This window comes from Roseixanthobacter pseudopolyaromaticivorans (assembly GCF_043195145.2).
GTDB lineage: Bacteria > Pseudomonadota > Alphaproteobacteria > Rhizobiales > Xanthobacteraceae > NCEH01.
The window spans coordinates 3,539,186-3,564,345 of the sequence record NZ_CM195539.1 but is presented as its reverse complement, the minus strand read 5'-3'; the positions used below and the strand labels follow the sequence as shown (position 1 = coordinate 3,564,345).

At 67.1% G+C, this 25,160-nt stretch carries 16 protein-coding genes; 9 read left to right on the top strand and 7 right to left on the bottom strand.

What is annotated here, in order from left to right; genetic code table 11:
• Positions 1-51 precede the first annotated feature (51 nt).
• Positions 52-1,548 carry a leucyl aminopeptidase gene (locus V5F68_RS16800; RefSeq protein ID WP_394014166.1) on the top strand — a complete coding sequence of 499 codons (1,497 nt, stop codon included), beginning with the start codon at positions 52-54 and terminating at the stop codon, positions 1,546-1,548.
• 27 nt (positions 1,549-1,575) lie between these two features.
• Here V5F68_RS16800 and V5F68_RS16795 read toward each other — a convergent pair whose 3' ends face one another.
• Entirely contained in the window at positions 1,576-2,757 is a 1,182-nt protein-coding gene (locus tag V5F68_RS16795; RefSeq protein WP_394014165.1) for an NAD(P)/FAD-dependent oxidoreductase, read from the bottom strand.
• Positions 2,758-2,882: 125 nt separating this feature from the next.
• Between V5F68_RS16795 and lhpI the strand changes: the two genes are divergently transcribed.
• From lhpI to V5F68_RS16780, 3 genes are all read left to right on the top strand, one after another.
• Positions 2,883-3,824 (top strand): bifunctional Delta(1)-pyrroline-2-carboxylate/Delta(1)-piperideine-2-carboxylate reductase, encoded by a 942-nt coding sequence (lhpI, locus tag V5F68_RS16790; RefSeq protein WP_394014164.1) that lies wholly within the window; start codon positions 2,883-2,885, stop codon positions 3,822-3,824.
• A 210-nt stretch (positions 3,825-4,034) separates the two neighbouring features.
• A complete protein-coding gene (locus V5F68_RS16785; protein WP_394014163.1) occupies positions 4,035-5,534 on the top strand; it encodes a phosphomannomutase/phosphoglucomutase in 1,500 nt (499 codons plus the stop codon).
• 123 nt (positions 5,535-5,657) lie between these two features.
• The gene (locus tag V5F68_RS16780) at positions 5,658-6,980 is read left to right on the top strand and encodes an esterase-like activity of phytase family protein (RefSeq protein WP_394014162.1); all 1,323 of its coding nucleotides are present in this window, start codon (positions 5,658-5,660) and stop codon (positions 6,978-6,980) included.
• Between the two features lie 31 nt (positions 6,981-7,011).
• On the opposite strand, the gene V5F68_RS16775 is transcribed toward V5F68_RS16780, so the two are convergent.
• Complete coding sequence (locus V5F68_RS16775; RefSeq protein WP_394014161.1) at positions 7,012-8,193, bottom strand: MFS transporter; 1,182 nt, start codon at positions 8,191-8,193, stop codon at positions 7,012-7,014.
• A 102-nt stretch (positions 8,194-8,295) separates the two neighbouring features.
• Between V5F68_RS16775 and V5F68_RS16770 the strand changes: the two genes are divergently transcribed.
• Entirely contained in the window at positions 8,296-9,252 is a 957-nt protein-coding gene (locus V5F68_RS16770) for a LysR family transcriptional regulator (protein ID WP_394014160.1), read from the top strand.
• 159 nt (positions 9,253-9,411) lie between these two features.
• Here V5F68_RS16770 and V5F68_RS16765 read toward each other — a convergent pair whose 3' ends face one another.
• Both V5F68_RS16765 and V5F68_RS16760 read right to left on the bottom strand, forming a co-directional pair.
• Positions 9,412-9,972, bottom strand: coding sequence for a GNAT family N-acetyltransferase (locus tag V5F68_RS16765; RefSeq protein WP_394014159.1), 561 nt, complete (start codon positions 9,970-9,972; stop codon positions 9,412-9,414).
• A gap of 135 nt (positions 9,973-10,107) precedes the next feature.
• Positions 10,108-11,238 carry a type III PLP-dependent enzyme gene (locus tag V5F68_RS16760; RefSeq protein WP_348844300.1) on the bottom strand — a complete coding sequence of 377 codons (1,131 nt, stop codon included), beginning with the start codon at positions 11,236-11,238 and terminating at the stop codon, positions 10,108-10,110.
• Between the two features lie 825 nt (positions 11,239-12,063).
• On the opposite strand from V5F68_RS16760, the gene hemA reads away from it, so the two are divergent.
• The gene (hemA, locus tag V5F68_RS16755; RefSeq protein WP_394014158.1) at positions 12,064-13,344 is read left to right on the top strand and encodes a 5-aminolevulinate synthase; all 1,281 of its coding nucleotides are present in this window, start codon (positions 12,064-12,066) and stop codon (positions 13,342-13,344) included.
• Positions 13,345-13,546: 202 nt separating this feature from the next.
• Here the strand turns inward: hemA and V5F68_RS16750 are convergent, their stop codons facing one another.
• Entirely contained in the window at positions 13,547-16,354 is a 2,808-nt protein-coding gene (locus V5F68_RS16750) for a [protein-PII] uridylyltransferase (RefSeq protein WP_394014157.1), read from the bottom strand.
• 197 nt (positions 16,355-16,551) lie between these two features.
• Between V5F68_RS16750 and V5F68_RS16745 the strand changes: the two genes are divergently transcribed.
• A complete protein-coding gene (locus V5F68_RS16745; protein WP_394014156.1) occupies positions 16,552-18,831 on the top strand; it encodes a transglycosylase domain-containing protein in 2,280 nt (759 codons plus the stop codon).
• Positions 18,832-18,876: 45 nt separating this feature from the next.
• Here the strand turns inward: V5F68_RS16745 and V5F68_RS16740 are convergent, their stop codons facing one another.
• Together V5F68_RS16740 and V5F68_RS16735 are read right to left on the bottom strand one after the other, a co-directional pair.
• Positions 18,877-19,428, bottom strand: coding sequence for a hypothetical protein (locus tag V5F68_RS16740; RefSeq protein ID WP_394014155.1), 552 nt, complete (start codon positions 19,426-19,428; stop codon positions 18,877-18,879).
• Positions 19,429-19,812: 384 nt separating this feature from the next.
• Positions 19,813-21,645 (bottom strand): M3 family oligoendopeptidase, encoded by a 1,833-nt coding sequence (locus V5F68_RS16735; RefSeq protein ID WP_394014154.1) that lies wholly within the window; start codon positions 21,643-21,645, stop codon positions 19,813-19,815.
• 190 nt (positions 21,646-21,835) lie between these two features.
• Between V5F68_RS16735 and V5F68_RS16730 the strand changes: the two genes are divergently transcribed.
• Positions 21,836-22,513: a response regulator gene (locus V5F68_RS16730; protein ID WP_394014153.1), complete on the top strand. Its 678-nt coding sequence runs from the start codon at positions 21,836-21,838 to the stop codon at positions 22,511-22,513.
• Between the two features lie 111 nt (positions 22,514-22,624).
• The gene (locus V5F68_RS16725; protein WP_394014152.1) at positions 22,625-24,964 is read left to right on the top strand and encodes a L,D-transpeptidase family protein; all 2,340 of its coding nucleotides are present in this window, start codon (positions 22,625-22,627) and stop codon (positions 24,962-24,964) included.
• The last annotated feature ends 196 nt before the right edge of the window (positions 24,965-25,160 follow it).

Here is a 25,160-nt window from a genome sequence, read left to right as displayed (position 1 = left end):
GAATAGCCCATCGTCTTTGCGCCCCCGCAGGCAGTATCTCCCGGAGTATCCATGGCCGAGCCCGTCACCATCCGTTTCGCCAAGCATGGCGCCGCCCCGAAGGGTGTCCTCGTCGTCCTCACCGACGATACGCTCACGTTCGGACGGGAAGCGCAAAAGCTGCTCAAGCCCGCCCTTGATGGGGTGAAGCGGGCGATCAGCGCCGACCATTTCAAGGGCCGCCTCTCGTCCACCCTGGACCTGATCGCGCCGGCGAACCTCGATGCGCCTCGCCTCGTGATCCTGGGCGTCGGCAAGGGCGCGGATCTCAAGGCGGCGGATTTTCTCAAGCTGGGTGGCGTGGCCGTCGGCAAGATTCCCGGCGGCACGCGCGAAGCCACGGTCGTCGTCGACCTGCCCGGGTTGAAGGTGAGCCCGGAGTTCGTGGCAGAGATGGCGCTCGGCGCGCGGCTGCGCAGCTATGTGTTCGATCGCTACAAGACCAAGCGCAAGGAAGGCGACGCCGAGCCGGTTGCCCTGTCCCTGACCTTCCTGGTGGCGGACGAGCCCGCGGCGCGCCGCGCCTGGACGTCCGGCGAAGCGGTGGCGGACGGCGTGGTGTTGGCTCGCAATCTGGTCAATGAGCCCTCCAACGTGCTCGACCCCCCGGAATTCGCCCGCCGCACGCAGGAGCTGACCTCGGTCGGCGTCGAGGTGGAAGTGCTGGGCGATGCGGAGCTTGCCGAGCTCGGCATGGGCGCGCTGCTCGGCGTCGGCCAGGGCTCCATCAAGGAAAGCCGCGTCGTGGTGATGCGCTGGAACGGCGCGGACGCGAAGACCCAGCCGGTGGCCTTCATCGGCAAGGGCGTGACGTTCGATACCGGCGGCATCTCCATCAAGCCCGCGGCCGGCATGGAAGACATGAAGGGCGACATGGGGGGCGCGGCTTGCGTCACCGGGCTCATGTATGCGCTGGCGGCACGCAAGGCCAAGGTGAACGCGGTCGGCGTCATCGGCTGCGTGGAGAACATGCCCGACGGCGCCGCCCAGCGGCCCGGCGACATCGTGACCTCCATGTCGGGCCAGACCATCGAAATCATCAATACCGATGCCGAGGGCCGGCTCGTTCTGGCCGATGTGCTCTGGTACACCAAGGAGCGCTTCAAGCCGCGCTTCATGGTGGACCTCGCCACCCTCACCGGCGCCATTCTGGTGGCGCTCGGGCATGAATATGCCGGCCTGTTCTCCAATGACGACGAACTGGCGCAGCGCCTTTCGGCGGCCGGCATGGAGACCGGCGAGCGCGTGTGGCGCATGCCGCTGGGCCCGGAATACGACAAGCAGATCGACAGCCGCTTCGCCGACATGAAGAACACCGGCGGACGCAACGGCGGGTCCATTACCGCCGCCCAGTTCCTCCAGCGCTATGTGGAAAAGACGCCCTGGGCGCATCTGGACGTGGCCGGCACCGCCATGTCCTCGCCGGCCAGCGACATCAACAAGAGCTGGGCTTCGGGCTGGGGCGTGCGGCTGCTGAACCAGCTGGTCGCCGACCATTACGAGGGCTGACGGCCCGTCCGCCCGTGAGCTTGGTGGCTAGACCACCTTGCGCTCGACCAGCGGCGCGTTTCGCGCGATCCGCCCGTAGCCGAGCGGCGACAGGTCCAGCGTCGCATAGCGCCCGTGCACGACCAGCTCGCTCAATCCCCGGCCCACAGCCGGGGATTGCTGCAGGCCATGGCCGCTGAAGCCATTGGCGAGCAGCAGGTTGGCGCAGCCCGGCGCAGACCCGAGAATCGCGTTCTGGTCGAACAGGTTCATGTCGTAATGCCCGGCCCAGGCGCGGCCGGGGCGCAGGCGCTCGAAGGCGGGAATGCGCCGCGCCAGCGTCGGCCAGATCACCTCCTCGAACAGTGCATGGTTCACCTCGAAATCTGCGCTGTCGGGATCGTCCTGCGGCGGTGGAGCGGTGCCGCAGAGGAAGCCCTGTCCCTCCGGCCGCACATAGACCCCGCTCGGGTCGATCAGCAGCGGGCAATCCGGCACCGCATCCGGGCAGGTGAAGGTGAAGATCATCCGCTTCTTGTTCGCGACCGGAAGATCGATGCCGGCCGTGCGGGCGAGATCGGCGCCGCCTCCGCCTGCCGCATTCACCGCCCATCCGCAGGCGATGCGCGTGCCGTCGGCGAGTTTCACCGCCGTGATGCAGTCGGCGCTGCGTTCCAGCGCAACGGCGTTCGCCGCGCGATAGGTCACGCCAAGGCTGCGCGCCTTGCGGCGGAACGCCTGCATCAGGCCGTAGCCGTCGAACCAGCCTTCACCCGACAGGCCGAGGCTGCCCCGCGCGATACCTTCGGTATTCAGCCAGGGAAAGCGCGCCGCCAGCGCGTCCGGCGCCAGCAGGGCGATGTCGGCGCCAAGGCCGGTCTGGAGGGCATGGGCGGCGGCAAGCTCATCGGCCCCCGCATCGCTGGCGAGGAAAAGATAGCCGCCTTCCCGCAGGCCGATGGCTGGCGCGTCCCTGTCCACGGCCAGCCGCGCGCCAATCTCGCGCAGGAAGGCGATGCCGTAGAGCGAGATTTCCACATTGATGGCGGCGGAATATTGCTGGCGGATGGACGCCGCCGAGCGGGCCGAGGCGCAGTTTTGGTAGCTCGGGTCCTTTTCCAGCACCAGCACGCGGCCGGAAAAGTCGGGGTGTGCGGCGAGGTGAAAGGCGGCGGAACTGCCGGTGGCCGCCCCGCCCACGATCACCACGTCAAAGGAGTCGTCCGCCATCTGAAATCCCGCATTGGGCGCGCCGCGCCCTCCTATGCCGCCGCCGCCAGCCGTGCACAACGCCGCTGTGAGCGGGCGCGCATCGCCCTTATGTTCCAGCGACGTGCCTAATGGAGCCGATTCGCATGCCCAAGGTCTTCAGCGCCGCGCAGATCCATGCGGCGCTCGATTATCCCTCCCTGGTGGACGCCCTGCGCGACGCTTTTGCCGCCCAGAAGGTGGAGGCGCCGGTGCGCCAAGCCTTCGAGGTCGGCACCGAGGGGGCGAGCGCCCATCTGCTCACCATGCCGGCGTGGGAACGCGGCGTCGCCATGGGCGTGAAGATGGTGACGGTCGTGCCCGGCAACAGCGCGCGCGGCCTCGGCGCGGTGAATTCCATCTATACCCTGTTCGATGGCGAGACCGGCGCCCCGCGCGCGATCCTGGATGGCGACGCGCTCACCAATCGCCGCACGGCGGCCGCGTCCGCGCTCGCCTCCTCCTACCTCTCGCGGCCGGAGAGCCGCACGCTCCTGCTGGTGGGCACCGGCCATCTCGCCGGCTATCTCGCCGCTGCCCATGTGGCCGTGCGGCCCATCGCGCGCATCCTGGTGTGGGGCCGGGCGCCGGAGAAGGCGCGCTGCGTCGCCGACCGGCTGAAAGGGCAGGGGCTGGATGCGCATACGGTGTCCGACCTTAAGGGCGCCCTGGCGCAGGCGGATATCGTCTCCTGCGCCACCACCTCCACGCAGGCGATCGTGCTGGGCGCGGATGTGCGGCCGGGCACCCATGTGGACCTCGTCGGCGCCTTCACACCGGCCATGCGCGAGAGCGACGATGCCTTGATTGCCGCGAGCGCGGTCTATGTGGATACGCGCGCCGGCGCCTTGGCGGAGGCAGGCGACCTGCGCCTTGCCATGGCCTCGGGCGCCTGGTCCGCCGAGCGGCTGAAGGGCGACCTGTCGGACCTCTGCACCGGCCGGGTGCCCGGCCGTACCGGAGGGGACGAAATCACCCTGTTCAAATCGGTCGGCGCCGCGCTGGAGGACCTGACCGCGGCTCGCCTCGTCATGACATCGGTGGGCTGAGGCCACTCAATGGACGCGGGCCGCGCCGGCTGCGCGCCCGGGTTTCGGGCTTGGCGGCTTCGCCGGCTGGCGGTTTCGGATGGAACCTTCCGGGCGTGCGAGCATTTGAAGCTGGTTGGCCCTGTCACTTTCTGCGCCCGCGGGTGCCTTCCATTCTGATTTCATGCTATCGGCAGCCGACCAAACAGAGCCGTTGCGGAGAAGCTTTTCATGTTTCCGACGCCGAAGCCCGCACTGACGCCCAACACATACGCCTATGAATCCGAGCCCATGGTGAAGCCCACCGGGTTCCGGGAATATGACGCCCGCTGGTTGTTCCAGAAGGAAATCAACCTGATGGGCATTCAGGCGCTGGGCATGGGCCTCGGCACCTTGATGCACCAGATGGGCGTCAAGCCCGAGATCGTCACGGGTCACGATTTCCGCGGCTATTCCTCCTCCATCAAATACGCGATGGTCTCCGGCCTCATGGCGGCCGGGGTGAAGGTGCACGACATCGGCCTCGCCATGTCGCCCATGGCCTATTTCGCCCAGTTCGCGCTGGATGTGCCGGCGGTGGCGATGGTGACCGCTTCCCACAACGACAACGGCTGGACCGGTGTGAAGATGGGCGTCAACCGCCCGCTCACCTTCGGACCCGACGAGATGACCCGCCTGAAGGAAATCGTGCTCTCGGCCGCCTTCGACCTGCGCGGCGGCGGGGCCTATCACTTCGTCGAAAATTTCCCCGAGGTCTATATCAAGGACCTCACCGACCGGCCCAAGCTGAAGCACCCCATCAAGGCGGTTGTGGCCTGCGGCAACGGCACCGCCGGCGCGTTCGCCCCGCGCATCCTGGAAGCGCTGGGCGTGGAAGTGGTGCCGCTCGACACCGAGCTGGACCATTCCTTCCCCAAGTACAATCCGAACCCGGAAGACATGGAAATGCTCCATGCCATGCGGGACGCGGTGCTGGAGCACAAGGCGGACGTGGCGCTCGGCTTCGACGGCGACGGCGACCGCTGCGGCGTGGTGGACAATGAGGGCGAGGAGATCTTCGCCGACAAGATGGGCGTGATGCTGGCGCGCGACCTCGCCAAGATCTACCCCGGCTCCACCTTCGTGGTGGACGTGAAGTCCACCGGCCTGTTCGCCACCGACCCGGAGCTGATCAAGCTCGGCGTGAAGGCGGATTATTGGAAGACCGGCCATTCCTACATGAAGCGCCGCGTCAACGAGACCGGCGCTCTGGTGGGCTTCGAGAAGTCCGGCCATTACTTCTTTAACAAGCCCATCGGCCGGGGCTATGACGACGGCCTCGTCTCCGCCATCGCGGTGCTGGACATGCTGGACCGCAACCCCGGCAAGAAGCTCTCCGAGCTGCGCCTCGCGCTGCCCAAGACCTGGTCCTCGCCCACCATGTCGCCGCACTGCGCGGACGAGGCCAAATACGGCATCGTCAGTGACGTGGTGAAGCATTTCGAGAAGCTGCAGGCCGAGGGCGGCAGCGTCACCGGCCAGCCGATCCGCGATCTCGTGACCGTCAATGGCGTGCGCGTCACGACGGAAGACGGCACCTGGGGCCTGGTGCGCGCCTCCTCCAACAAGCCGGAGCTGGTGGTGGTCGTGGAAAGCCCGGTTTCCGAACAGCGCATGCGCGACATGTTCAAGGAAATCGACGGCGTGCTGCGCACCCATCCCGAAGTCGGCGCCTACAACCAGACCATCTGACCTGCACGCGGACGTCTCGTGCGTCTTCTGGTTGTGGATTTGTAACCTAAACTGCGGCCCATGCGCGACCCGCGCGTGGGCCGCATGCGTATGGGCGTGCCCCGGGGGATGATGATGCGGCTGATGTCGGTCCTGCGTTTGTCGATCCTCTCCCTTGCCGGCCTGCCGCTCGGCTTCGTCCTGCCGGCGATGGGGCAGGAACCCTTGCCCGCTGTGCGGGTGGAGGTGTTGACGCTGCCACCGCTGCCGCTCGCGCGGGTCGATATCCCCCATGGAAAGACGCTCGATCTGAATGTGGGGCTGGGCTCCGGCCTGTTCCGTGCGGCGTCGGACCCGGAAGGCGTGATCTGGGCGATCACCGACCGCGGGCCGAACGTGGATTGCAAGAAGCCGAAGGACATCACCGGCCTCGGCACCAAGGCGATCTGCCAGGGCGACAAGAACGGGAAAATCTTCCCCCTGCCCGCCTTCACACCCACCATCTACAAGCTGCGGATCGGCACGGAGGGGAAAGTGGAGGTGCTGGAGACGCTGCCGCTGAAGGGGCGATCCGGCAAGGCCATCACCGGCCTGCCCAATGATCTGAACTCCACCGAGACGGCCTTTAGCGTCGCCGGCACGTCCATCGGCAAGGACCCCTCCGGCCTCGACACCGAGGCGCTGGTTCGCTTGCCGGACGGCAGCTTCTGGGTGAGCGAGGAATATGCCCCTTCGCTGGTGGAAATCGCCCCCGACGGTACGATCCGCCGTCGGCTGGTGCCGGAAGGGCTGGCGGACCGATTGAAGGGCGCGGACTATGAGGTCGTCTCCGGCCTTCCGGCGATCCTCGCCGCGCGCGATCTCAATCACGGCATCGAAAGCCTCGCGCTGTCGCCCGATGGGGCCTTTCTCTATGCCCTGATGCAGGGCGCGCTGGCCAATCCCGATACGGCGTCCGCCGAGCGCTCGCCGCTGGCGCGCCTGATCAAGCTGGATCGCAAGACCGGCGCGGTGGTCGGCTCCTATGCCTATGGCGCCAGCGCGCCGGGCGCCTTCAAAGCCGATGCCACGGGAAAGAAGCAGGACCAATCGGACGTGAAGATGAGCGAGATGGTTGCGGTCAGCCCGGACCGGCTGCTGGTGCTGGAGCGAATCGACAAGACGACCAAGCTGTTTCTGATCGATCTCGCGGGCGCCACGCCCCTTCCGGCCGATTTCACCACCGGGGCCGCTCACCCCACCCTTGAGCAATTGGCGCCGGACGATTTCCCGCGCGCCGGCGTGGTGCCGCTCGTCAAGACGCTGATCCTGGATAGCGATCTCCTGAAGGGCCTGCCCGCCAAGATCGAGGGCGTCGCGGTGCTGAATGATCGCGAGCTGGTGCTCGTCAGCGACAGCGATTTCGGCATCAAGGGCGATACGACTGAGATGCGGCGGGTCCTGTTTGAGACTCCCGTTCTGAAATGAGGCGGGGCCGAAGCGGTCCCGCCTCATCGCCTCACGCGGCGGCCGCCGGCTCCGCCCTGCGGCCGCGTGCCGCTTCCAGCCGCACCGCCCACGAGGCCGTGCCCATGGCGGCGAGCGGCACCAGCGCCGCGATCCAGGGAATGGCGCCGAGGCCCGGCCCATGGTCGATCACCAGCCCGCCCAGCCATGCGCCGATGGCGTTGCCGAGGTTGAAGGCGGCGATGTTGAAGCTGGAGGCGAGGCTCTGCCCGGCGCCCTGCGCCTTTTCCAGCACCCACATCTGCAGCGGCGCGACGGTCGCGAACGCCACCGCGCCCAGCAGTCCCACAAAGGCGACGGCGGCGATCTGGCTGTGCAGCGCGAAGGTGAGCAGCACCAGCACCACCGAGAGCGCGAGCAAGGTGGCGAAAACGGTGGGCACGAGGCGCCAGTCCGCGAGCCGGCCACCGAGCAGATTGCCCACCACCAGCCCGCCGCCGAACACCAGCAGGATGGGCGAGACCGCCCCTTCCGAAAAGCCGGTGATGCGCGTCAGCATGGGGGCGATATAGGTGAAGGCGGCGAACACGCCGACCCAGCTCAGCACGGTGGTTGCAAGGCCCAGCAGCAGCGGCGCGCGGGTGAGCACGGCGAGGTCGTGTTTCAGGCTGGAGGGCGCCTCCTCGCCCTTGGTGCTCGGCACCAGCAGGGCGATGACTGCGAGCGCGATCACGCCCACCAGCGTCACCGCCCAGAAGGTGGAGCGCCAGCCGAAATGCTGGCCGAGCCAGGTGCCGAACGGCACGCCCAGGATGTTCGCGACCGTGAGGCCGGTGAACATGATGGCGATGGCCGAGGCCTTCTTGTTGGGTGCCACCAGCCCGGTCGCCACCACCGAGCCGACGCCGAAGAAGGTGGCGTGGGCAAATGCGGTGAGCACGCGGGCCGCCATCAAGGTGGCATAGTCCGGCGCCAGCGCGCAGGCGGCATTGCCGAGGGTGAACACGCCCATCAGGCCGAGCAGCACGGCCTTGCGCGGCCAGCGGGCGGTGAGCACCGTCAGCACGGGGGCGCCCACCACGACGCCCAGCGCATAGCCGGAGATCAGCAGGCCGGCGGAAGAGAGCGTCACTCCAAGGTCTGCGCTGACATCCAGCAGCAGGCCCATGATGACGAATTCTGTGACGCCGATGCCGAAGGCGCCGGCGGTCAGGGCATAGAGGGCAAGGGGCATGGCACGTCCAACAGAAGGGTATTGCGTTGCAGCAAAAATGGACGTTTTGTCCCAGGCGAGCTAGATTGCCCTAAAGCAAAGCATTTATGAATTGAATTCATCATGGCCCGGTTGGACGTCAATCGCTCCGGCGAGATGGAAGTGTTCGTGCGGGTGGTGGAGCAGGGCGGCTTTTCGGCCGCCGGCCGGGTCTGCAACATGACCCCCTCCGCCGTGAGCAAGCTCATGGCGCGGCTGGAAGCGCGGCTCGGCGCCCGGCTCATCAACCGGTCCACCCGGCAATTGCAACTCACCGCCGAAGGGGTGGATTTCTACGAGCGCGCGCTGCGCATCCTCGCCGACCTGGAGGAGGCGGAGCGCAGTGCCTCCACCAGCGAGATCGCGAGCGGCCGCCTGCGGGTGAATGCCAATGTGCCGTTCGGCACCCATTTTCTCATTCCCGCCCTGCCGGAATTCCTGGAGCGCCACCCCGCCGTCTCGTTCGATATCGTGCTGACCGACAAGGTGGTGGACATGCTGGAGGAGCGCATGGACGTGGCGGTGCGCGCCGGGCCGCTGAAAAGCTCGCTCCTCATGGCCCGCAAGCTCGGCGAATCGCGCATGGTGATCGTCGGATCGCCCGCATATCTCGCGCGGAACGGCACGCCCCAGGTGCCGGCGGACCTGGAGCGGCACAACCGCAGCGGCTTTTGCTACCTGCGCCAGATCGAGGGCTGGCCGCTCAGGACCGAGGGGGGCGAGATGCGGTTCGCGCCGGTGGGCAACGCTTTGGTCAGCGACGGGGAAACCCTGCGCCATCTCACGCTCGCCGGCGTCGGGCTCGCCCGCCTCTCCATGTTTCATGTGGCGCACGATATCGCCGCCGGCCGCCTCGTGCCGGTGCTTGAGGATTTCAATCCCGGCGACACCGACCCGACCCACGCGGTCTATGTGGGGCAGGGCGGCCATCTGCCGGCGCGGGTGCGGGCCTATCTGGATTTCCTGGTGGAGGTGGTGGCACCGCGCTTCACGCAGACCGCGATGGCCGACCCGCGGGAGCTGGCGCGCCGCGCCGCCTGAGGGTCCCCGCCGTGGCCGGGCATGACCCGGCCACCCCCGCATCGCCGCCGGCCGCGTGCGGGGGCACGACCTTTGGGTCCGCGCGGATCTCCGGGCGGGGGGCCCGGAGATGACGATGTGAAAAGATCGATTGTGAGTCCCGCCGGGCGGGCCGCCGCGTCAGGCGGTGCGCTTCATCGCGTCCGAACGGGCGATGAGATCGGCGAGCGAGGGCTTGGCCTCCAGGGCGCCGGTGGGGCTGATGAGACCGCGGGCGCCGTCCAGCGCGCCGGGCTGAAGCTCCAGCGCCAGCAGCCGCTTGCGATCGTAGCGACCGGGCATCCATAGCCCGCCGGTCATGCGGGCGGAGAAGCCGAAGCGCTGGTAATAGGGCGCATCGCCCACCAGCAGCACGGCGCCATGGCCGTGCGCCTCGGCCTCAACCAGCGCCGCGCGCATCATGTCTCCGCCGAGCCCGCGCGCGCGGAACCAGGGATGAACCGCGAGCGGACCGAGCAGCAGCGCCGGCTTGCCGGGGCCGGCGGTGATGTGCCACAGGCGCACGGTCGCGGCGAGGCGCCCGTCCGGCCCGTGGGCGACCAGCGACAATCCCTCGGCCGGCAGACGGCCTTCCCGCAGCCGCTCCGAGGATTTCTCGAACCGGGCCGGCCCCATGCACAGGTCCAGAAGCGCCTCGCGTGCGGCGACCTCTTCCCATTTTTCAGCAACGATCTCAGTCATCAGCACCTCCCGTGCCACAACCGGAAAGCCGAAAGACGCCGACCCGCGCGCAAGCGCGTCCCCCTCGGCGGGGCGCGGCGCGGCACAGGCCGCCCTCTCAGGCGAGGGCAGCGGGTCGGTATGGAAGCGTGAGGATCAGATCACGTAGGACTTCAGCGGGGGGAAACCGTTGAAGGACACCGCCGAATAGGTGGTGGTATAGGCACCGCAAGCCTCGATGAGGATCTTGTCGCCGATGGCGAGCGACACCGGTAGGTGCACCGGGGTCTTCTCATACATCACGTCGGCCGAATCGCAGGTCGGCCCGGCCAGCACGCAGGCGGCGGTGTCGTCGCCGTCGCGCGGGGTGCGCAGCGGGTAGCGGATCGCTTCGTCCATGGTCTCGGCGAGGCCGCCGAACTTGCCGATGTCGAGATAGACCCAGCGCATAGTGTCGCTCTCGGCCTTCTTGGAGATCAGCACCACCTCGGTCTCGATCAGGCCGGCATTGCCGACCATGCCGCGCCCCGGCTCCATGATGGTCTGCGGGATTTCGTTGCCGAAATGCTTGCGCAGCGAATCGAAGATCGCTTCGCCATAGGCGGCCGCCGCCGGCACGTCCTGGAGATATTTGGTGGGGAAGCCGCCCCCGAGATTGACCATGGCGAGCGAGATGCCGCGCATCGCGCACTCGCGGAAGATGCCGGCGGCAGAGGCGAGCGCCTGGTCCCAGGCGTTCACATTCTTCTGCTGCGAGCCCACGTGGAAGGAGACGCCGTAAGCCGTGAGGCCGAGGCGATGGGCGTGCTCCAGCACGTCCGCGGCCATTTCCGGCTCGCAGCCGAACTTGCGGGACAAGGGCCATTCGGCCCCGGCGCCGTCGCACAGGATGCGGCAGAACACCTTGGCGTTCGGCGCGACGCGGGCGATCTTCTCGACCTCTTCGTAGGAATCGACGGCGAACAGGCGCACGCCCAGCTTATGGGCGCGCTCGATGTCGCGCTCCTTCTTGATGGTGTTGCCGAACGAAATGCGCTCGGCGCCCGCGCCGGCGGCCATCACCATGTCGATCTCGCCCACCGAGGCGCAATCGAAGCAGGAGCCGAGCTCGGCCAGCGCCGCGAGGATGGCGGCGTCGGGATTGGCCTTCACGGCATAGAACACGCGGGTGTCCGGCAGCGCACGGCTGAACGCCGCGTAGTTCGCGCGCACGACATCGAGATCGACAACGACGCAGGGTCCGTCTTCGCGTCGGGTCTTGAGAAATTCGCGGATGCGATCGGTCATGGTGTCCTCCGTGACCTGAAGCCTCGTGAAGCGCGGTTGCCCGCGCGACGACAGGACGAGAAGGCCTTTTCCGCGGCGCCATCGCCGCTGTCGGGGCCTGCCCGGGGCACGCACACGCGGGACAAGGGCGGTTTGGACGCGCCATTCTCCCAACGGGCCGTACCCGCTTCGCCGGTCACAAACCGGCCGCATCATCGAACCGAACGGCATTTCCTTCCCGGCCATGGCGCGAGCCACGACAAGGGTGTTTTCAGAAATGCGCGCGCTTGGAGAGGGGAGTCCCACTCCGTACGGCCGGCAAGATGTAGTGCCTCTTTAGTAACGCCGACCTTTGGAGGGCCGACCGAGACCAAAAAAGCCCTTACGTCGTTGCTTCAAGTCACGTCCCCTGCTGAGAGCAGGGTGGGCCGGTTCCCTCCGGCTACCGATCGTCCTGGCGGCTTTCCGGCCTCTTGTCCGGACTTCCGCCGATCGGCACGCAACCACAGGCACGTGCGAAATTGGGCAGGGGTGGATTTATGAGAAAACGGCCGCCTTCGCAAGCGGCAATTTGATGAAATTTGATCCAATTTGAGCCGCAATTCTTAGGCGACTGAACGCTTGTGGGGCAACGCTTTGCGTCATTCGGGCCCGCAAAGCCCGTATTCACGGGATCGCGAGCGGAATTGCCAAAATGAATGCATAAAATGCGTTGGATCGCCGCGCGTCAGGCACACCCCTTGATCGAGGTCAAGGGAGAGAGCAATGTGGCCTTCTAAGATTAGAAGAATTCGCGTTCGCCATCTGGCTTCGTCCGGTGCCTTGCACCCTGTGACTGGGTTTTCCATGGACTACGATCAATACTTTAGCGTCGCTGTAGACGCGTTGCGTCGTGAGCGTCGCTATCGGACCTTCGCCGAGATCGAGCGCAAGGCGGACCGCTTTCCGCGGGCCACTTGGCATTCGCCGGGCGGGCCGCGCGACATCGTGGTGTGGTGCTCCAACGATTATCTCGGCATGGGCTGCCACCCGGTGGTGATCGAGGCCATGCGCGAATCAGTGTCGAAGCGCGGCGCCGGTGCCGGCGGCACGCGCAACATCTCGGGCAACAGCCACGAGATCGTCCAGCTCGAGCGCGAACTCGCTGACCTGCACGGCAAGGACGCGGGCCTCGTCTTCACTTCGGGCTATATCTCGAACGAGACCGGCATCTCCACCATCGTCAAGCTGATCCCCGATTGCGTGGTGATCTCGGACGAGCTGAACCACAATTCCATGATCGAGGGCGTGCGGCGCGGCGGGCGGCAGAAGGCCATCTTCCGCCACAACGACCTCGCCCATCTCGAAGAGCTGCTCCAGGCGGCGGCGGATCGTCCGAAGCTGGTCGTGTTCGAGAGCGTCTATTCCATGGACGGCGACATCGCCCCCATCGCGGCCATCTGCGACCTGGCGGAGCGCTATGGCGCCATGACCTATCTCGATGAAGTGCACGCGGTGGGCATGTACGGCCCGCGCGGCGGCGGCGTCGCCGAGCGCGACGGCGTCATGCACCGGGTGGACGTGATCGAGGGCACGCTCGGCAAGGCGTTCGGCGTGGTGGGTGGCTATCTCACCGGCAAGCGCGTGGTGATGGACGCGGTGCGTTCCTACGCCCCCGGCTTCATCTTCACCACCGCCCTCCCGCCAGCGGTCGCAGCTGCCGCTACCGCCTCCATCCGCCACCTGAAGAATTCGCAGGCCGAGCGTGACGGGCAGCGCGCCCAGGTGGCCAAGGTTAAGGCGGCGCTCGCGGCCGCCGGCCTGCCGCAGATGGAAACCCCCACCCACATCATCCCGCTGATGGTGGGCGACGCGAAGGCCTGCAAGGCGGCGAGCGACGTGCTCCTGGCCGAGCACGGCATCTATATCCAGCCGATCAATTATCCGACCGTTCCGCGCGGAACGGAGCGCTTGCGCATCACCGCGACGCCCCATCACGACGACAAGCTGATCGCCCAACTGGCGGAAGCCCTGAACGACGTATGGTCCCGTCTCGATCTGCCGCGGGTCAACACCCCCGTCGCCGAGCGCCCCCTGCGGGCCATGGCTGGCGCAGCGCCGATCCCGCTGCCCATCGCCGGCGGCTGAACGGCTCATCTTCCGCGAAAACGCGTTCCATCGGCCGGGCTTGTCCCGGCCGATTTGATTCTGGGGCGGCTTGCGGCGGCCGGATCCGAGGGGACGGGCGCGCCGCCGATTCGCCCGCTTTGGCGCGCGCGGCAACCCCGTGCCGGCCCTATCGCGTCGTGGCGTCGGGCCGAAGACGGCCGCTCCGCGCCTGGGCGCAGCCTCAGGCGGGGATGGCGCGGCGGGGCGGCTCTTCCTCGTCGAACGAGCCCTCGAACACGGTGATCAGCGCGCGCCGGATCGCCGATTGGCGGGCCGCACCGGTGATCTTCGCGCCCATCAGGTCGGTGACATAGAACACGTCCACCGCCCGCTCGCCGAAGGTCGCCACATGGGCCGAGGCGATGTTGAGGTTGAGCCGCGACAAGGTGTTCGTCAGCTCGAACAGCAGGCCGGGCCGGTCGAGGCCGGACACCTCCACCACCGTGTGCCGGTTCGACCAGGCATTGTTCACCGTCACCTCCGGCTCCACCGAGAAGGTGCGGCGCGCCTTGGGCAGCTTGCGGGCCATTACTTCCGGCAGGCGCACTTCCCCGGTCAGCGCCTTTTCGATGGAGACGCGGATGCGCTGGGCGCGGCGTTCCTCGTCCTCGTCGCGGTCGAAGGCGCGGCGGATGGCGATGGTGTCCAGCGCCAGCCCGTCGGTGGTGGTGGAGATCTGCGCATCCACGATGTTCGCGCCCGCCGCCGCGCAGGCCCCGGCGATCACCGACAGGAGCTTGGGATGGTCGGGGGCGAGCACCGTCAGCTCAGTGATGCCGCGTGCCGGCTCCACATCCGCATGGGTGGTGAGGGTCTGCCCGGCGGCTTCCATCTCCGTGATGAAGCGGGCGTGCCGCACCTTGGTGTCCAGGTCGGTGCGCAGCCAATAGGAGGGGTAATGGCGCGCCGAATAGGCGTTCACATCTTCCTCGCTCCAGTCGCTCAGCGCGTGGCGCAACTGGGCCTGGGCCACCTTCACCCGCTTGCCGCGATCCACCTCCGAGAAGCCGCCGGTGAGCATGGGCTCGGTTTCGTAATAGAGCGTGCGCAGAAGTTGCGCCTTCCAGCCGTTCCAGGTGCCCGGACCCACCGCGCGGATGTCGGCCGTGGTGAGGATGGTGAGCAGCTTCATGCGGTCGAGATTCTGCACCACGGCGGCGAAATTCTCGATGGTCCGCCGGTCGGAGAGGTCGCGCGACTGGGCGACCGTGGACATGACGAGATGCTGCTCCACCAGCCAGGAGACGGTCTCCGTCTCGGCGGCGCTGAGGCCGAGGCGGGGGCACACGCGCCGCGCCACGCGGGCGCCGGCGATGGAATGGTCTTCCGGCCGGCCCTTGGCGATGTCGTGCAGCAGCAGCGCCACATAGAGCAGGTGGCGCTGGGGCTTCAGGGTGAGCATCAGCTCGTTGGCGAGCGCGTTCTCGGGATTGGTGTTGCGCTCGATCTCCGAGAGGATGCCGATGCAGCGCAGCAAATGCTCGTCCACCGTATAGTGGTGGTACATGTTGAACTGCATCATCGCCACGACCTTGCCGAACTCCGGCAGGAAGCGGCCCAGCACGCCCACCTCGTTCATCCGCCGCAGCACGGTTTCCGGCGTGTTCTTGGAGCAGATGATCTCCAGGAACAGGCGGTTCGCCTCCGGGTTCTCGCGCAGCTTCTGGTCGATCAGCGACAGGGAGCTTGCGGCCAGGCGCATGGCATCGGGATGCAGCGCGAGGTTGCGTTTGTCGGCGATGTGGAACATCCGCAGGAAATTCACGCCGTCGCGCACGAACGCCAGATCGTCGGCGACGTTGAGCCGCTCGGTGTCGATGACGAAGTCGGCGCTCTCCTTCAGCTTCGTGCGCTTGGCGCCGCTGCGCAGGCGATCCACCATGCCCTTAAGGCCGGGCACCGGCTTTTCGTGCCGCGCCTCGAGCCCGGCGGAGAGGATGGCGGTGAGATCGCCCACGTCCTTCGCCACCAGGAAATAATGCTTCATGAAGCGCTCGACGTCGCGCTGGCCGGGATGCTCGGTATAGCCGAGGCGCTGGGCCATCTCGCGCTGCAGGTCGAAGGAGAGGCGCTCCTCCGGCCGGCCGGTGAGGAAGTGCAGATGGCAGCGCACCGACCAGAGGAAATCCTCGCAGCGGGTGAACAGCCGCGCTTCATCGCGGGTGAACACACCCTTGGAGACCAGTTCGCCGGTGGAGCGCACGCGGTAGACGTATTTGGCGATCCAGAACAGCGTGTGCAGGTCGCGCAGGCCGCCCTTGCCGTCCTTCACATTGGGCTCGACCAGATAGCGCGACTGGCCCGCCTTGCGCAGGCGCTCCTCGCGCTCGGCCATCTTGGCGGTGACGAATTCAGTGGCGGTGCCTTCCACCACTTCCTTGTCGAAGCGAGTTTCCAGATCCTCGAACAGGGCCTTGTCGCCCACCAGGAAGCGCGCCTCCAGGATCGAGGTGCGGATGGTGATGTCGGCGCGCGCCTGGCGCAGGCATTCCTCTACCGAGCGCGTGGCGTGGCCCACCTTCAGGCCGAGATCCCACAGCATGTAGAGCATCGCCTCGGCGACGCTCTCGCCCCAGGCGGTCTGCTTATAAGGCAGCACGAACAGGATGTCGGTGTCCGAGCCCGGCGCCAGCATGCCGCGGCCATAGCCCCCCACCGCCACCACCGCCATGCGCTCGGCGCGGGAGGGATTGTCGATGGGATAGAGGATGGTGGTCGCGACTTCGTGAACCGCGGCGATGATCGCATCCTGGAGCGCGGACAGGCGCACCGAGCAGCAGCGCCCGCAGCCGTCCTCCATGAGCAGGCGCTCGGCTTCCACATTCCCTTCCGAGAGCGCCTGCTTGAGGCGCGCCACGACGGCGCGGCGCAGCTCCACCTCGCGTCCCGCATGGGCCTTGGCGATGTCAAGAACCTCGGCCTTCATGAGGCGGCCCAGGAACGGTTCGCCGATGGTGCGATGACCCTTAGGAATGCGGAGCGTGCTCATGCCAGATACCGGGCGGCCTGAATTCTTGCGGCCCAAAAGCGAGCCGAGCTTTCCGCTTTATCGCAATCGCGCGGCGCCGTCACGGCGCGCTGCGGGGATAAGCGGGCCGGTTTTTCGCCTGTTCCATTAACCGCCCCTTAAATGGCCGCAATCGAAGGTCGTTTAGGTCTGCTCACCGAGCGGCGGACGGAACATTCATGGCGTGGAGAGGCAAAGGCGAAGGGGAACGGCGGGAGCCTCTGTTGGAGCGCCCGGAGAGCCTGTTCGACATCCGCCTCGACGCGACTGACCGGCCCGGCGGCGTTCCCTATGAGGAAAAACCGCGCGCGGCGCCGGCAAACCCGAAGACCCGCCGGCGGGCCGAGCCTGGCTTTGCCCCAGGCGAGGAGGAGCTTGAGGAGGACAGCGCCGTCACCCGTCGCCCGTCCCGAGCCGCAGCCGTGCGGAGCGAAACCCGCCACTCGCGCGCCGCCGAGCCCGCGCGCCGCGGCGCGACGCGCGGCACCGCGCGCAAGCGCCGGCGTGGCTTCTTCTCCCTGTTCGGCCTCATCAAATGGGGGCTGATCCTCGGCCTGTGGGCGGTGCTGGCGGTGGCCGGCGTGGTCGCCTACGAGGCTTCCAAGCTGCCCTCCATGCAAACCCTGATGGTGCCCAAGCGCCCGCCCACCGTGATGATCCAGGCGGCGGACGGCAAGCCGCTGGCCACACGCGGCGACATGGGCGGCGCCGCCGTGCCGCTGAAGGAACTGCCCGCCTATCTGCCCAAGGCCTTCATCGCCATCGAGGATCGGCGCTTCTACGATCACTGGGGCATCGACACGCTGGGCCTCGCGCGGGCCGTGTTCACCAACCTCACCTCGGGACGGGTGCGCCAGGGCGGCTCGACGCTGACCCAGCAATTGGCCAAGAACCTGTTTCTGACCCAGGAGCGCACCTTCTCCCGCAAGATCCAGGAAGTGGTGCTTGCGCTGTGGCTGGAGAAGAAATTCTCCAAGGCCGAGATCCTCGACCTCTACATGAACCGGGTCTATTTCGGCTCCGGCGCCTATGGCGTGGAAGCCGCCGCCCAGCGCTATTTCGGCAAGTCGGCGCGCAATGTGACGCTTTCGGAAGCGGCCATGCTGGCCGGCATCGTGAACGCGCCCTCGCGCCTTGCCCCGACGCGCAATCTGAAGGCCGCGCAGGATCGCGCCGCGCTGGTGCTGGTCGCCATGCGCGAGCAGGGGCTGATCAGCCCCGACATGGCCAAGACCGCGCTCGCGCGCCCGGCCACGGTGGCCAAGCCCACGGGCCCCGAATCCATCGGCTATGTGGCCGATTGGGTGATGGAGCAGATGGATTCCTATGTGGGCGAATTGTCCGGCGACGTGACGGTGCGCACCACCATCGACGCCAATCTGCAATCGGTCGCCCAGGCGGCGGTCAGCGACACGCTGGCAAAATCCGGCGCGAAATACGGCGTCGGCCAGGGCGCGCTGGTTTCGCTCGATACCGACGGGGCGGTGAAGGCGCTGGTGGGCGGGCGCTCCTATGAGGACAGCCAGTACAACCGCGCGGTGACCGCCCGCCGCCAGCCGGGCTCCTCCTTCAAGCCGTTCGTCTATCTCACCGCCCTGGAGCGCGGGCTCACCCCGGACACGGTGCGCGAGGATGCGCCGATCCAGCTCAAGGGGTGGCGTCCGGAAAATGCCAGCCACGAATATCGCGGGCCGGTGACGCTGCAGACCGCGCTCGCCTTGTCGCTGAACACCGTTTCGGTGCGTCTCGCGCTGGAGGTGGGGCCAAAAGCCATCGTTGCCACCGCCAAGCGCCTCGGCATCGCGTCTCCGCTCGATCCCAACCCCTCGATCGCGCTCGGCACGTCGGAAGTCTCGGTGCTGGAACTCGCCGCCGCCTACACGCCGTTCGCCAATGGCGGCATCGGCGTCATTCCCTATGTGATCGACAGCGTGAAGGGCGCCGACGGCAAGGTGCTCTATGCCCGCACCACCTCCGGGCCGGGCCGGGTGGTGGCGCCGGAATACGTCTCCATGATGAACCACATGATGGAGGAGACGCTGATCTCCGGCACCGGCCGGCGCGCCGAGCTTCCGGGCTGGGACGCGGCCGGCAAGACCGGCACCTCGCAGGATTATCGCGACGCCTGGTTCGTCGGCTATACGGCGCGCTTCGTCACCGCCGTGTGGCTGGGGAACGATGATTCCTCGCCCACCAAGAAGGCCTCGGGCGCGAACCTGCCGGCGGAAATCTGGAGCCGCTACATGAAGGTGGCGCACCAGGGCGTGCCGATCGCCGAACTGCCCGGCGGCGCCCGCTCCCCCGGCTTCGGCCTGCCCCTGCCTCCGGGCGCGGTGCCGGACGAGGCGCCCCCCGCCGTGGTCGGCCAGATCCCCCAGCAGGGCCCGCCGCCGCAGCAGCAGGAACCCATGACCCTGGACCGCTGGTTCGTGGATACGTTCCTGGGCGGGAGACGGTGAGGGGGATCGGAAGCTGGGCTGAGCGGGCGGACGCGCGGAAGCGGATCAGCCTGAAGTGGAATTGCCCCGAATTGTGGCCAGCATCCGCTTTCTGATCATGCCGCTCACGGGGCGGATGAGATACCAATAGGGTGCAAATCTTCGCCGCGCTTCATCGTCCAGACAGAAGACGCGGGTTTCCGTCGTCAGCTTGGTCTTGTCGTTTGATTGGCGCATGACAGCAAAGTTGAGGGCGAGCTTTGCGCAACCCGGCTGGTTGAAGGCGTCGAAATCGCCCGCGCTCGACACGGTCGCCAGCCCGTATTTCGGTTGCCAGAAACGTCCTGCCAGCCCGAAAACCGCCTCGCGCCCCTCCGAAACTTCGAGCAGACTGAAGTTCTTCATGCTGAAGGGCGGCGCGGGCTCTGATCGCGTCCGGCCGATGACGTCCGATATCCTAGCGGGAAGCTCCCGGACGGCGATCATTGAGCGCAAGAACGGATCGCTGGAGAATTGATAGTTCATCGCGGCTGTGAGAACCGCTGATGGAGGCGCCGCGATCTCGATCGCGTGTTTCTCGCAGAACTGAAAGTGCGGAAGATATTTGTCGATGATCATTGCCATCAGACTCATGGTGGCGCGTTCGGCAAAGAGGGAAGGCGCTTCTTCGATCCAGCGATCGGGGGCAGACGGCTCGCAGCCATCATATCAAGTCCATTATCGCTTTCGAACGCCGCCTTCGCACCTGTGACGGCGCCCGCCGAAGTGTCATCTCGCCGAACTTTGGTGGAAATGTCGGTTTAAGCCCGCGAAAATTTGCGGAAACGGCGCTCAAAACCACGATTCGTCTTCTTCAGATCAATGTTCCACGTGAAACATTCCGCCAAAAACCGAGTATTTGCAGGCGGCCCGACCGGACGAACCCGGCCGGGCCTGATCTGGGACGCGATTTTTCTTCGAATGCGAATCTGAATTTGAAAACCGGTGATACCCCTCAAACCCTCAGGCGGCTTCCATCTCCTCCAGCTCGGTGATCATGCTCTCGATCAGCGAAAGGCCGGTCTGCCAGAAGGCCGGGTCGCGGGCATCGAGGCCGAACGGGGCGAGAAGCTCGGCGTGGTGCTTGGTGCCGCCCGCGGAGAGCATGGCGAGATAGCGTTCCGCAAACCCGTCCGCCGCCTTCTCATAGACCGCATAGAGCGAGTTCACGAGGCAATCGCCGAAGGCATAGGCGTAGACATAGAAGGGCGAATGGATGAAGTGCGGGATGTAGGTCCAGAAGGTCTCGTATCCGGCGCTCAGATGGATCGCCGGGCCGAGGCTCTCGGTCTGCACCTGCATCCAGATCTCGCCGATCCGCTCGGCAGTCAATTCGCCCTGGCGGCGCTCGGTGTGGACGTGCCGCTCGAAGGTGTAGAAGGCGGTCTGGCGCACCACCGTGTTGATCATGTCCTCCACCTTCTGCGCCAGCATCACCTTGCGCGCCTGCGGCGTCTCGGCCTGGGCGAGCAGCCGGCGGAAGGTGAGCATCTCGCCGAACACGGAGGCGGTCTCGGCGAGGGTCAGCGGGGTCGGCGCCATCAGCGCACCCTGGCGGGCGGCCAGCACCTGGTGCACGCCGTGCCCCAGCTCATGGGCGAGCGTCATCACGTCGCGCGGCTTGCCCTGGTAGTTCAGCAGCACATAAGGGTGCGCGGACGGCACGGTCGGGTGGGCGAAGGCGCCGGGTGATTTGCCCGGACGCACCGGCGCGTCGATCCAATTCTTCTCGAAGAAGGTGCCGGCGATGTCCGCCATCTTAGGCGAGAAGGTGCGGTAGGCGCCGAGCACGGTCTCGCGCGCCTCGCTCCAGCCGATGTCGCGGGTGGCGACGCGGGGCAGGGGGGCGTTGCGGTCCCAGAATTCCAGCTTGTCCTTGCCGAACCATTTGGCCTTCAAGGCGTAATAGCGGTGCGAGAGGCGCGGATAGCTGGCGCCGATGGCCGCCACCATGGCGTCCACCACCTCATTCTCCACCCGGTTCGCCAGATGGCGCGAGGCGGCGACATCGGTGAACCCGCGCCAGCGGTCGGAGATTTCCTTGTCCTTGGCCAGCGTGTTGGTGATGAGGGTGAACAGGCGCACGTTCTTGCCGAACGTGTCGGCAAGCGCGAGGCCGGCGGCCTTGCGCACGCTCTCCTGCGGATCCTGCATCAGGTTCAGCGTCGGCTCGATGGCCAGTTCCTGCCCGTTCACGTTGAACCGCAGGGCCGACATGGTCTCGTCGAACAGCCGGCTCCAGGCCCCGCGCGAGGGGTTGGATTTCTCGTGGAACAGCTGCTCGATGCGGTCCTCGAGCTGATAGGGCTTGTCGGCTCGCAAATCCTCGATCCACGGCCGGTAATGGCCGAGCGCGGCCGCCGCCATGGCGCCTTCCAGCGCCGCGTCGTCCAGCCGGTTCATCTCCAGCGTGAAGAACAGCAGGTGGGTGGAGGCGTCGGTCAGCCGCTCCTGGATGTCGCCGTAGAATTTGGCGCGGGCGGGGTCGGAGGTGTCGCCGGCATAGACCAGGCTGCCGTAGGAGGCGATGCGGCCGAGCAGGTCGTCGATGGCTTCATAGCGCCGGACCGCCTCGGCCAACTTAGCGCCCGCGTCGGGCGCTGCGAGCAGATCGGCGAGCTTGCCCTTATAGGCATCCTCGAACGCCTTGCATTCCAGGTCAGCCTTATCCAGGTCCGCCTTCAGCTCGGGCGCGTCCATGGCGGAATAGAGGTCGGTGAGGTTCCATTCGGGCAGCGCCTCGGCGCCGGGGGCGGCGGCGGTGGCGGCGGGTGCGAATGTCGCGGAACCGGGCATGAGACCTCCAGAAAAGGGAAAAGGGCCGAACGCTCTTTTGCTCCGCCCGTCATAGCGCGCGGGGCCTGCCCCCTCAACGGCGGCGTGGCGGGTTGGATCCCGGTCCATAGGGCAGACGCGGGCGGGCGAAGGTTACATCTGTCTTAACCATCTTGGCGGAAGCTTGGCGAATCAGCCGTATCGGATTGCCATGACCGCTCGCATCCTCTTGGTGGAAGACGATCTTCTCGAACGCCGCCGGCTCGAATCGAGCCTTAGCCATCTCGGTTACACCTGCACGAGCGTCGGTGACGGCGACGCCGCCGTGGCGCGCCTTGCCGTGGAAGCGTTCGACTGCGTGCTGCTCGATCTGGTCCTGCCGGGGCTGGATGGGCTGGGCGTGCTCGGCGCGCTGCGGGCGCGCGGGTGTCCTGTGCCGGTGGTGGCGTGCGTCACACCCGGCGGCCTCGACGCGGTGGCTTCGGCGATCCGCCTTGGCGCGCGCGATTTCGTGGTGAAGCCGGTGGGAGCGCTCCGCCTCAACGTCGCGATCACCAATGCGATCGCCCTGGCGAACCTGGTTCGGGAGGAAGCGCAGGCGCGCGCGGATCGACACAATGTCGTGACGCTCACCCCCGTGCCGGACGTGGAAGACCTTGCGGAAGAGCCCTCGCCCCAGGTGGCGCTGATCGATCCACACGGTCACGTGCGTGCGCTCGTTCAGATCGAGGAAGAGGCGATCCGTGCGGCCGTAACGCTTTATGGCGGGCGGATGAGCGAAGTCGCGCGGCGGCTCGGAATCGGGCGGTCGACGCTCTACCGTCGCCTGAACGCGCTCGGCTTAGCTGTGACGGAACCATACCGCCCGCTGGCGGTTGCCGCCGAGTAGCAAACGTGGAAAAAGCCGTCACGCCAACGCTTGTGAGTTGATGCGCGGCGGCACTCAGGCAAGCTTCCGGTGCGAGGAAGGTTGGCGTCGGCAAGGGATTTGGAGAGGCCTATGGCCCGTCAGGACAAGAAGGCATTCGCCACGGCCGCCATCCTCGCCTGCGCGTTGATCGCGGGTGCGCCCGCGGGCATCGCGGAAAGCCCGGTGATGGGCGACGCGGGCATGGGCACCGCCACGGGCCCCGCCGCCGCGGCGCCACCCGCCCAGCCGGCGGGGGACGCAGCACCAAGTCATCTCCAGGGGCAGGCGCCGACACCGGGCGATTCCAGCCCGGAACCGCGCCAAGCCGCGCCGCGTGCCGCCGAAACCGCGCCGGAACAGCCATCCCAGGCCAGCGCGGTCGTGCGCTCGACCCCGCCGAACGGTGTGGAAGGTGTGCTGCAGGCCATCCGCCCGGCCACACCAGAAGCCACCGCATCCACGCCCAGCGCCCCGCCGGAGGCCGCCCCCGCCGTTGCCGAGACGCCGGCGCCCGACGAATCCACCGCGCAGGCGGCTAAGGAAGATCCGCAGGCCGCCATCGACCGCATGGCGCAGCCCGCGAACGAGGAACTGACCGCGCCGCCTGCGGCCCTGGCGCCGCCCACCCGCGATGCGGCGGTGCCGCCGTCTTCCAATCCCGCATCATCCGCCGCGACCGCCAAGGCCCCCGAGACTCTTCCGCCGGCTGGCGCCGCTTCGAGCAGCCCGCCGGTGGACACTACCCCGGCCCAGGCAGCCGCCCCGGCTCCCTCAGCGCCGGTGCAGGCGCAGACCCCGCCGGCCGCGCCCACGCGCACGGCCGCCCCGGCAGTTGGCTCCGCCGCACCCGCCGCTCCTGCGAACACCGCCGCAGCCGATCCGCTCGCCCCCATCGCCGAGCAGATTGCAAAGCTGCTGGCGGTTCCCGGCGCCGATGCGCTGGTGGGTTCGGCCAAGGAGCAGGAGGCGCTGCTCACTTTCTACAAGGCCCGCATGGATGCGCCGGTGTTCGTCGACGCCTCGGGCTTCAACGCGCGCGGCAAGGCCGTGCTCGCGCGCTTCGCCGCCGCCGCTGAGGACGGGCTGGAGCCGAGCGATTATGCGCGTCCGCGCCTCTCCCCGGGTGCCGATCCACTGACGCTCGCGCGCGCCGAACTCAAGCTTGCCGCCACGGCCCTGCTCTATGCACGGCACGCCCAGGCCGGGCGGTTCGATCCGAGCCGCATTTCCGAACTGGTCGTTCCGACCCGCAGCTTCCCGGACGCGCTCGAGGTGTTGTCGAATCTCAGCACCACGTCGGACGCGAGCGCGGCTCTTCAATCCTACAATCCGCCGCATGAAGGCTATCGCGCACTCAAGGCGCAGCTGGCCTCCAGCCGCACGGTTCCCCCCTCCACGCCGGTCGTCCGCATCCCGCCGGGCCCGACGCTGCGGCCAGGCGATGTCGATTCCCGCGTTCCGGCCCTGCGGACCCGTCTTGGGGTGCGCGGCGGCAATGACCGGATGTATGACGGCGACCTGGTGGATGCGGTAAAGATGTTCCAGGCCAGCAACGGCCTCGACCCCGACGGTGTCATCGGCGCCAGCACCATTTCCGCCTTCAATGTCGCGGCCTCAGCCCATGGCGTGGACCGCACAGCCGATATCATCGCCAATATGGAGCGCTGGCGCTGGCTGCCGCGCGACATCGGCGCGACCCGCGTGATGGTCAACATTCCCGAGTTTGTCGTGCGCATCTATGACAACGACCGCGAAGTCCACGAGACCCGCGTCGTTGTGGGCAAGCCGGAAACGCCGACGCCCCTGCTGAGCCACGACATGGAATATGTCGTCCTCAATCCCTATTGGAACATCCCGCCGAGCATCGCCCGCAAGGAGATGCTGCCCAAGCTGCAGGCCGACCCCTATTTCCTCGCCCGCCAGGGCATGGAAGTGGTGCGCAACGGCCGGGTGGTGGACCCCGGCTCGGTGAACTGGAATGCCGGCCTCGGCGGCTATTCCTTCCGTCAGCCTCCCGGCGAGCGCAACGCGCTTGGTCGTATCAAGTTCATGTTCCCGAACAACCAGTCCGTCTACCTGCACGACACGCCCTCGAAAGCCTTGTTCGCCAGGGATAAGCGGGCGTTTTCCCATGGCTGCATCCGGGTGCAGGAGCCGCTGAAATTCGGCGAGGTTATTTTCAACCTTGGCCTCGGTTCCACCGAATGGACCGATGCGAAGATCGGCAAGATGCTCGGCGGAGCGGAGCGCTACATCAACCTGAAGCACCATATTCCGGTGCATCTCGTCTATTTCACCGCCTTCGTGGAGAACGGAAGGCTGCAGATGCGCGAAGACGTCTACGGCATCAACGAAAAGGTCAAAGCCCAGCTCGGCCTTTCTGGTGGCCAAACCATGGCGGCCGGCCGGCCGCTGTCTGCCGCACGCTGAGAAAATACGGCCAAGTTCCTGATTATGGCTCGCTTCAAGCTTGCATGTGGCAATGTTGCCACATGGAATCGGCACGTTTTTGCCATACTCGCCCGTTAGTCACGCTCCTGTGACCTTGCGGACCGGTTGATAAGCCGGGCAAGCTTGGGGTGGGGGCGAGGGGCGTCAACGTGCCCTTAACCGAACCCGATAAGAC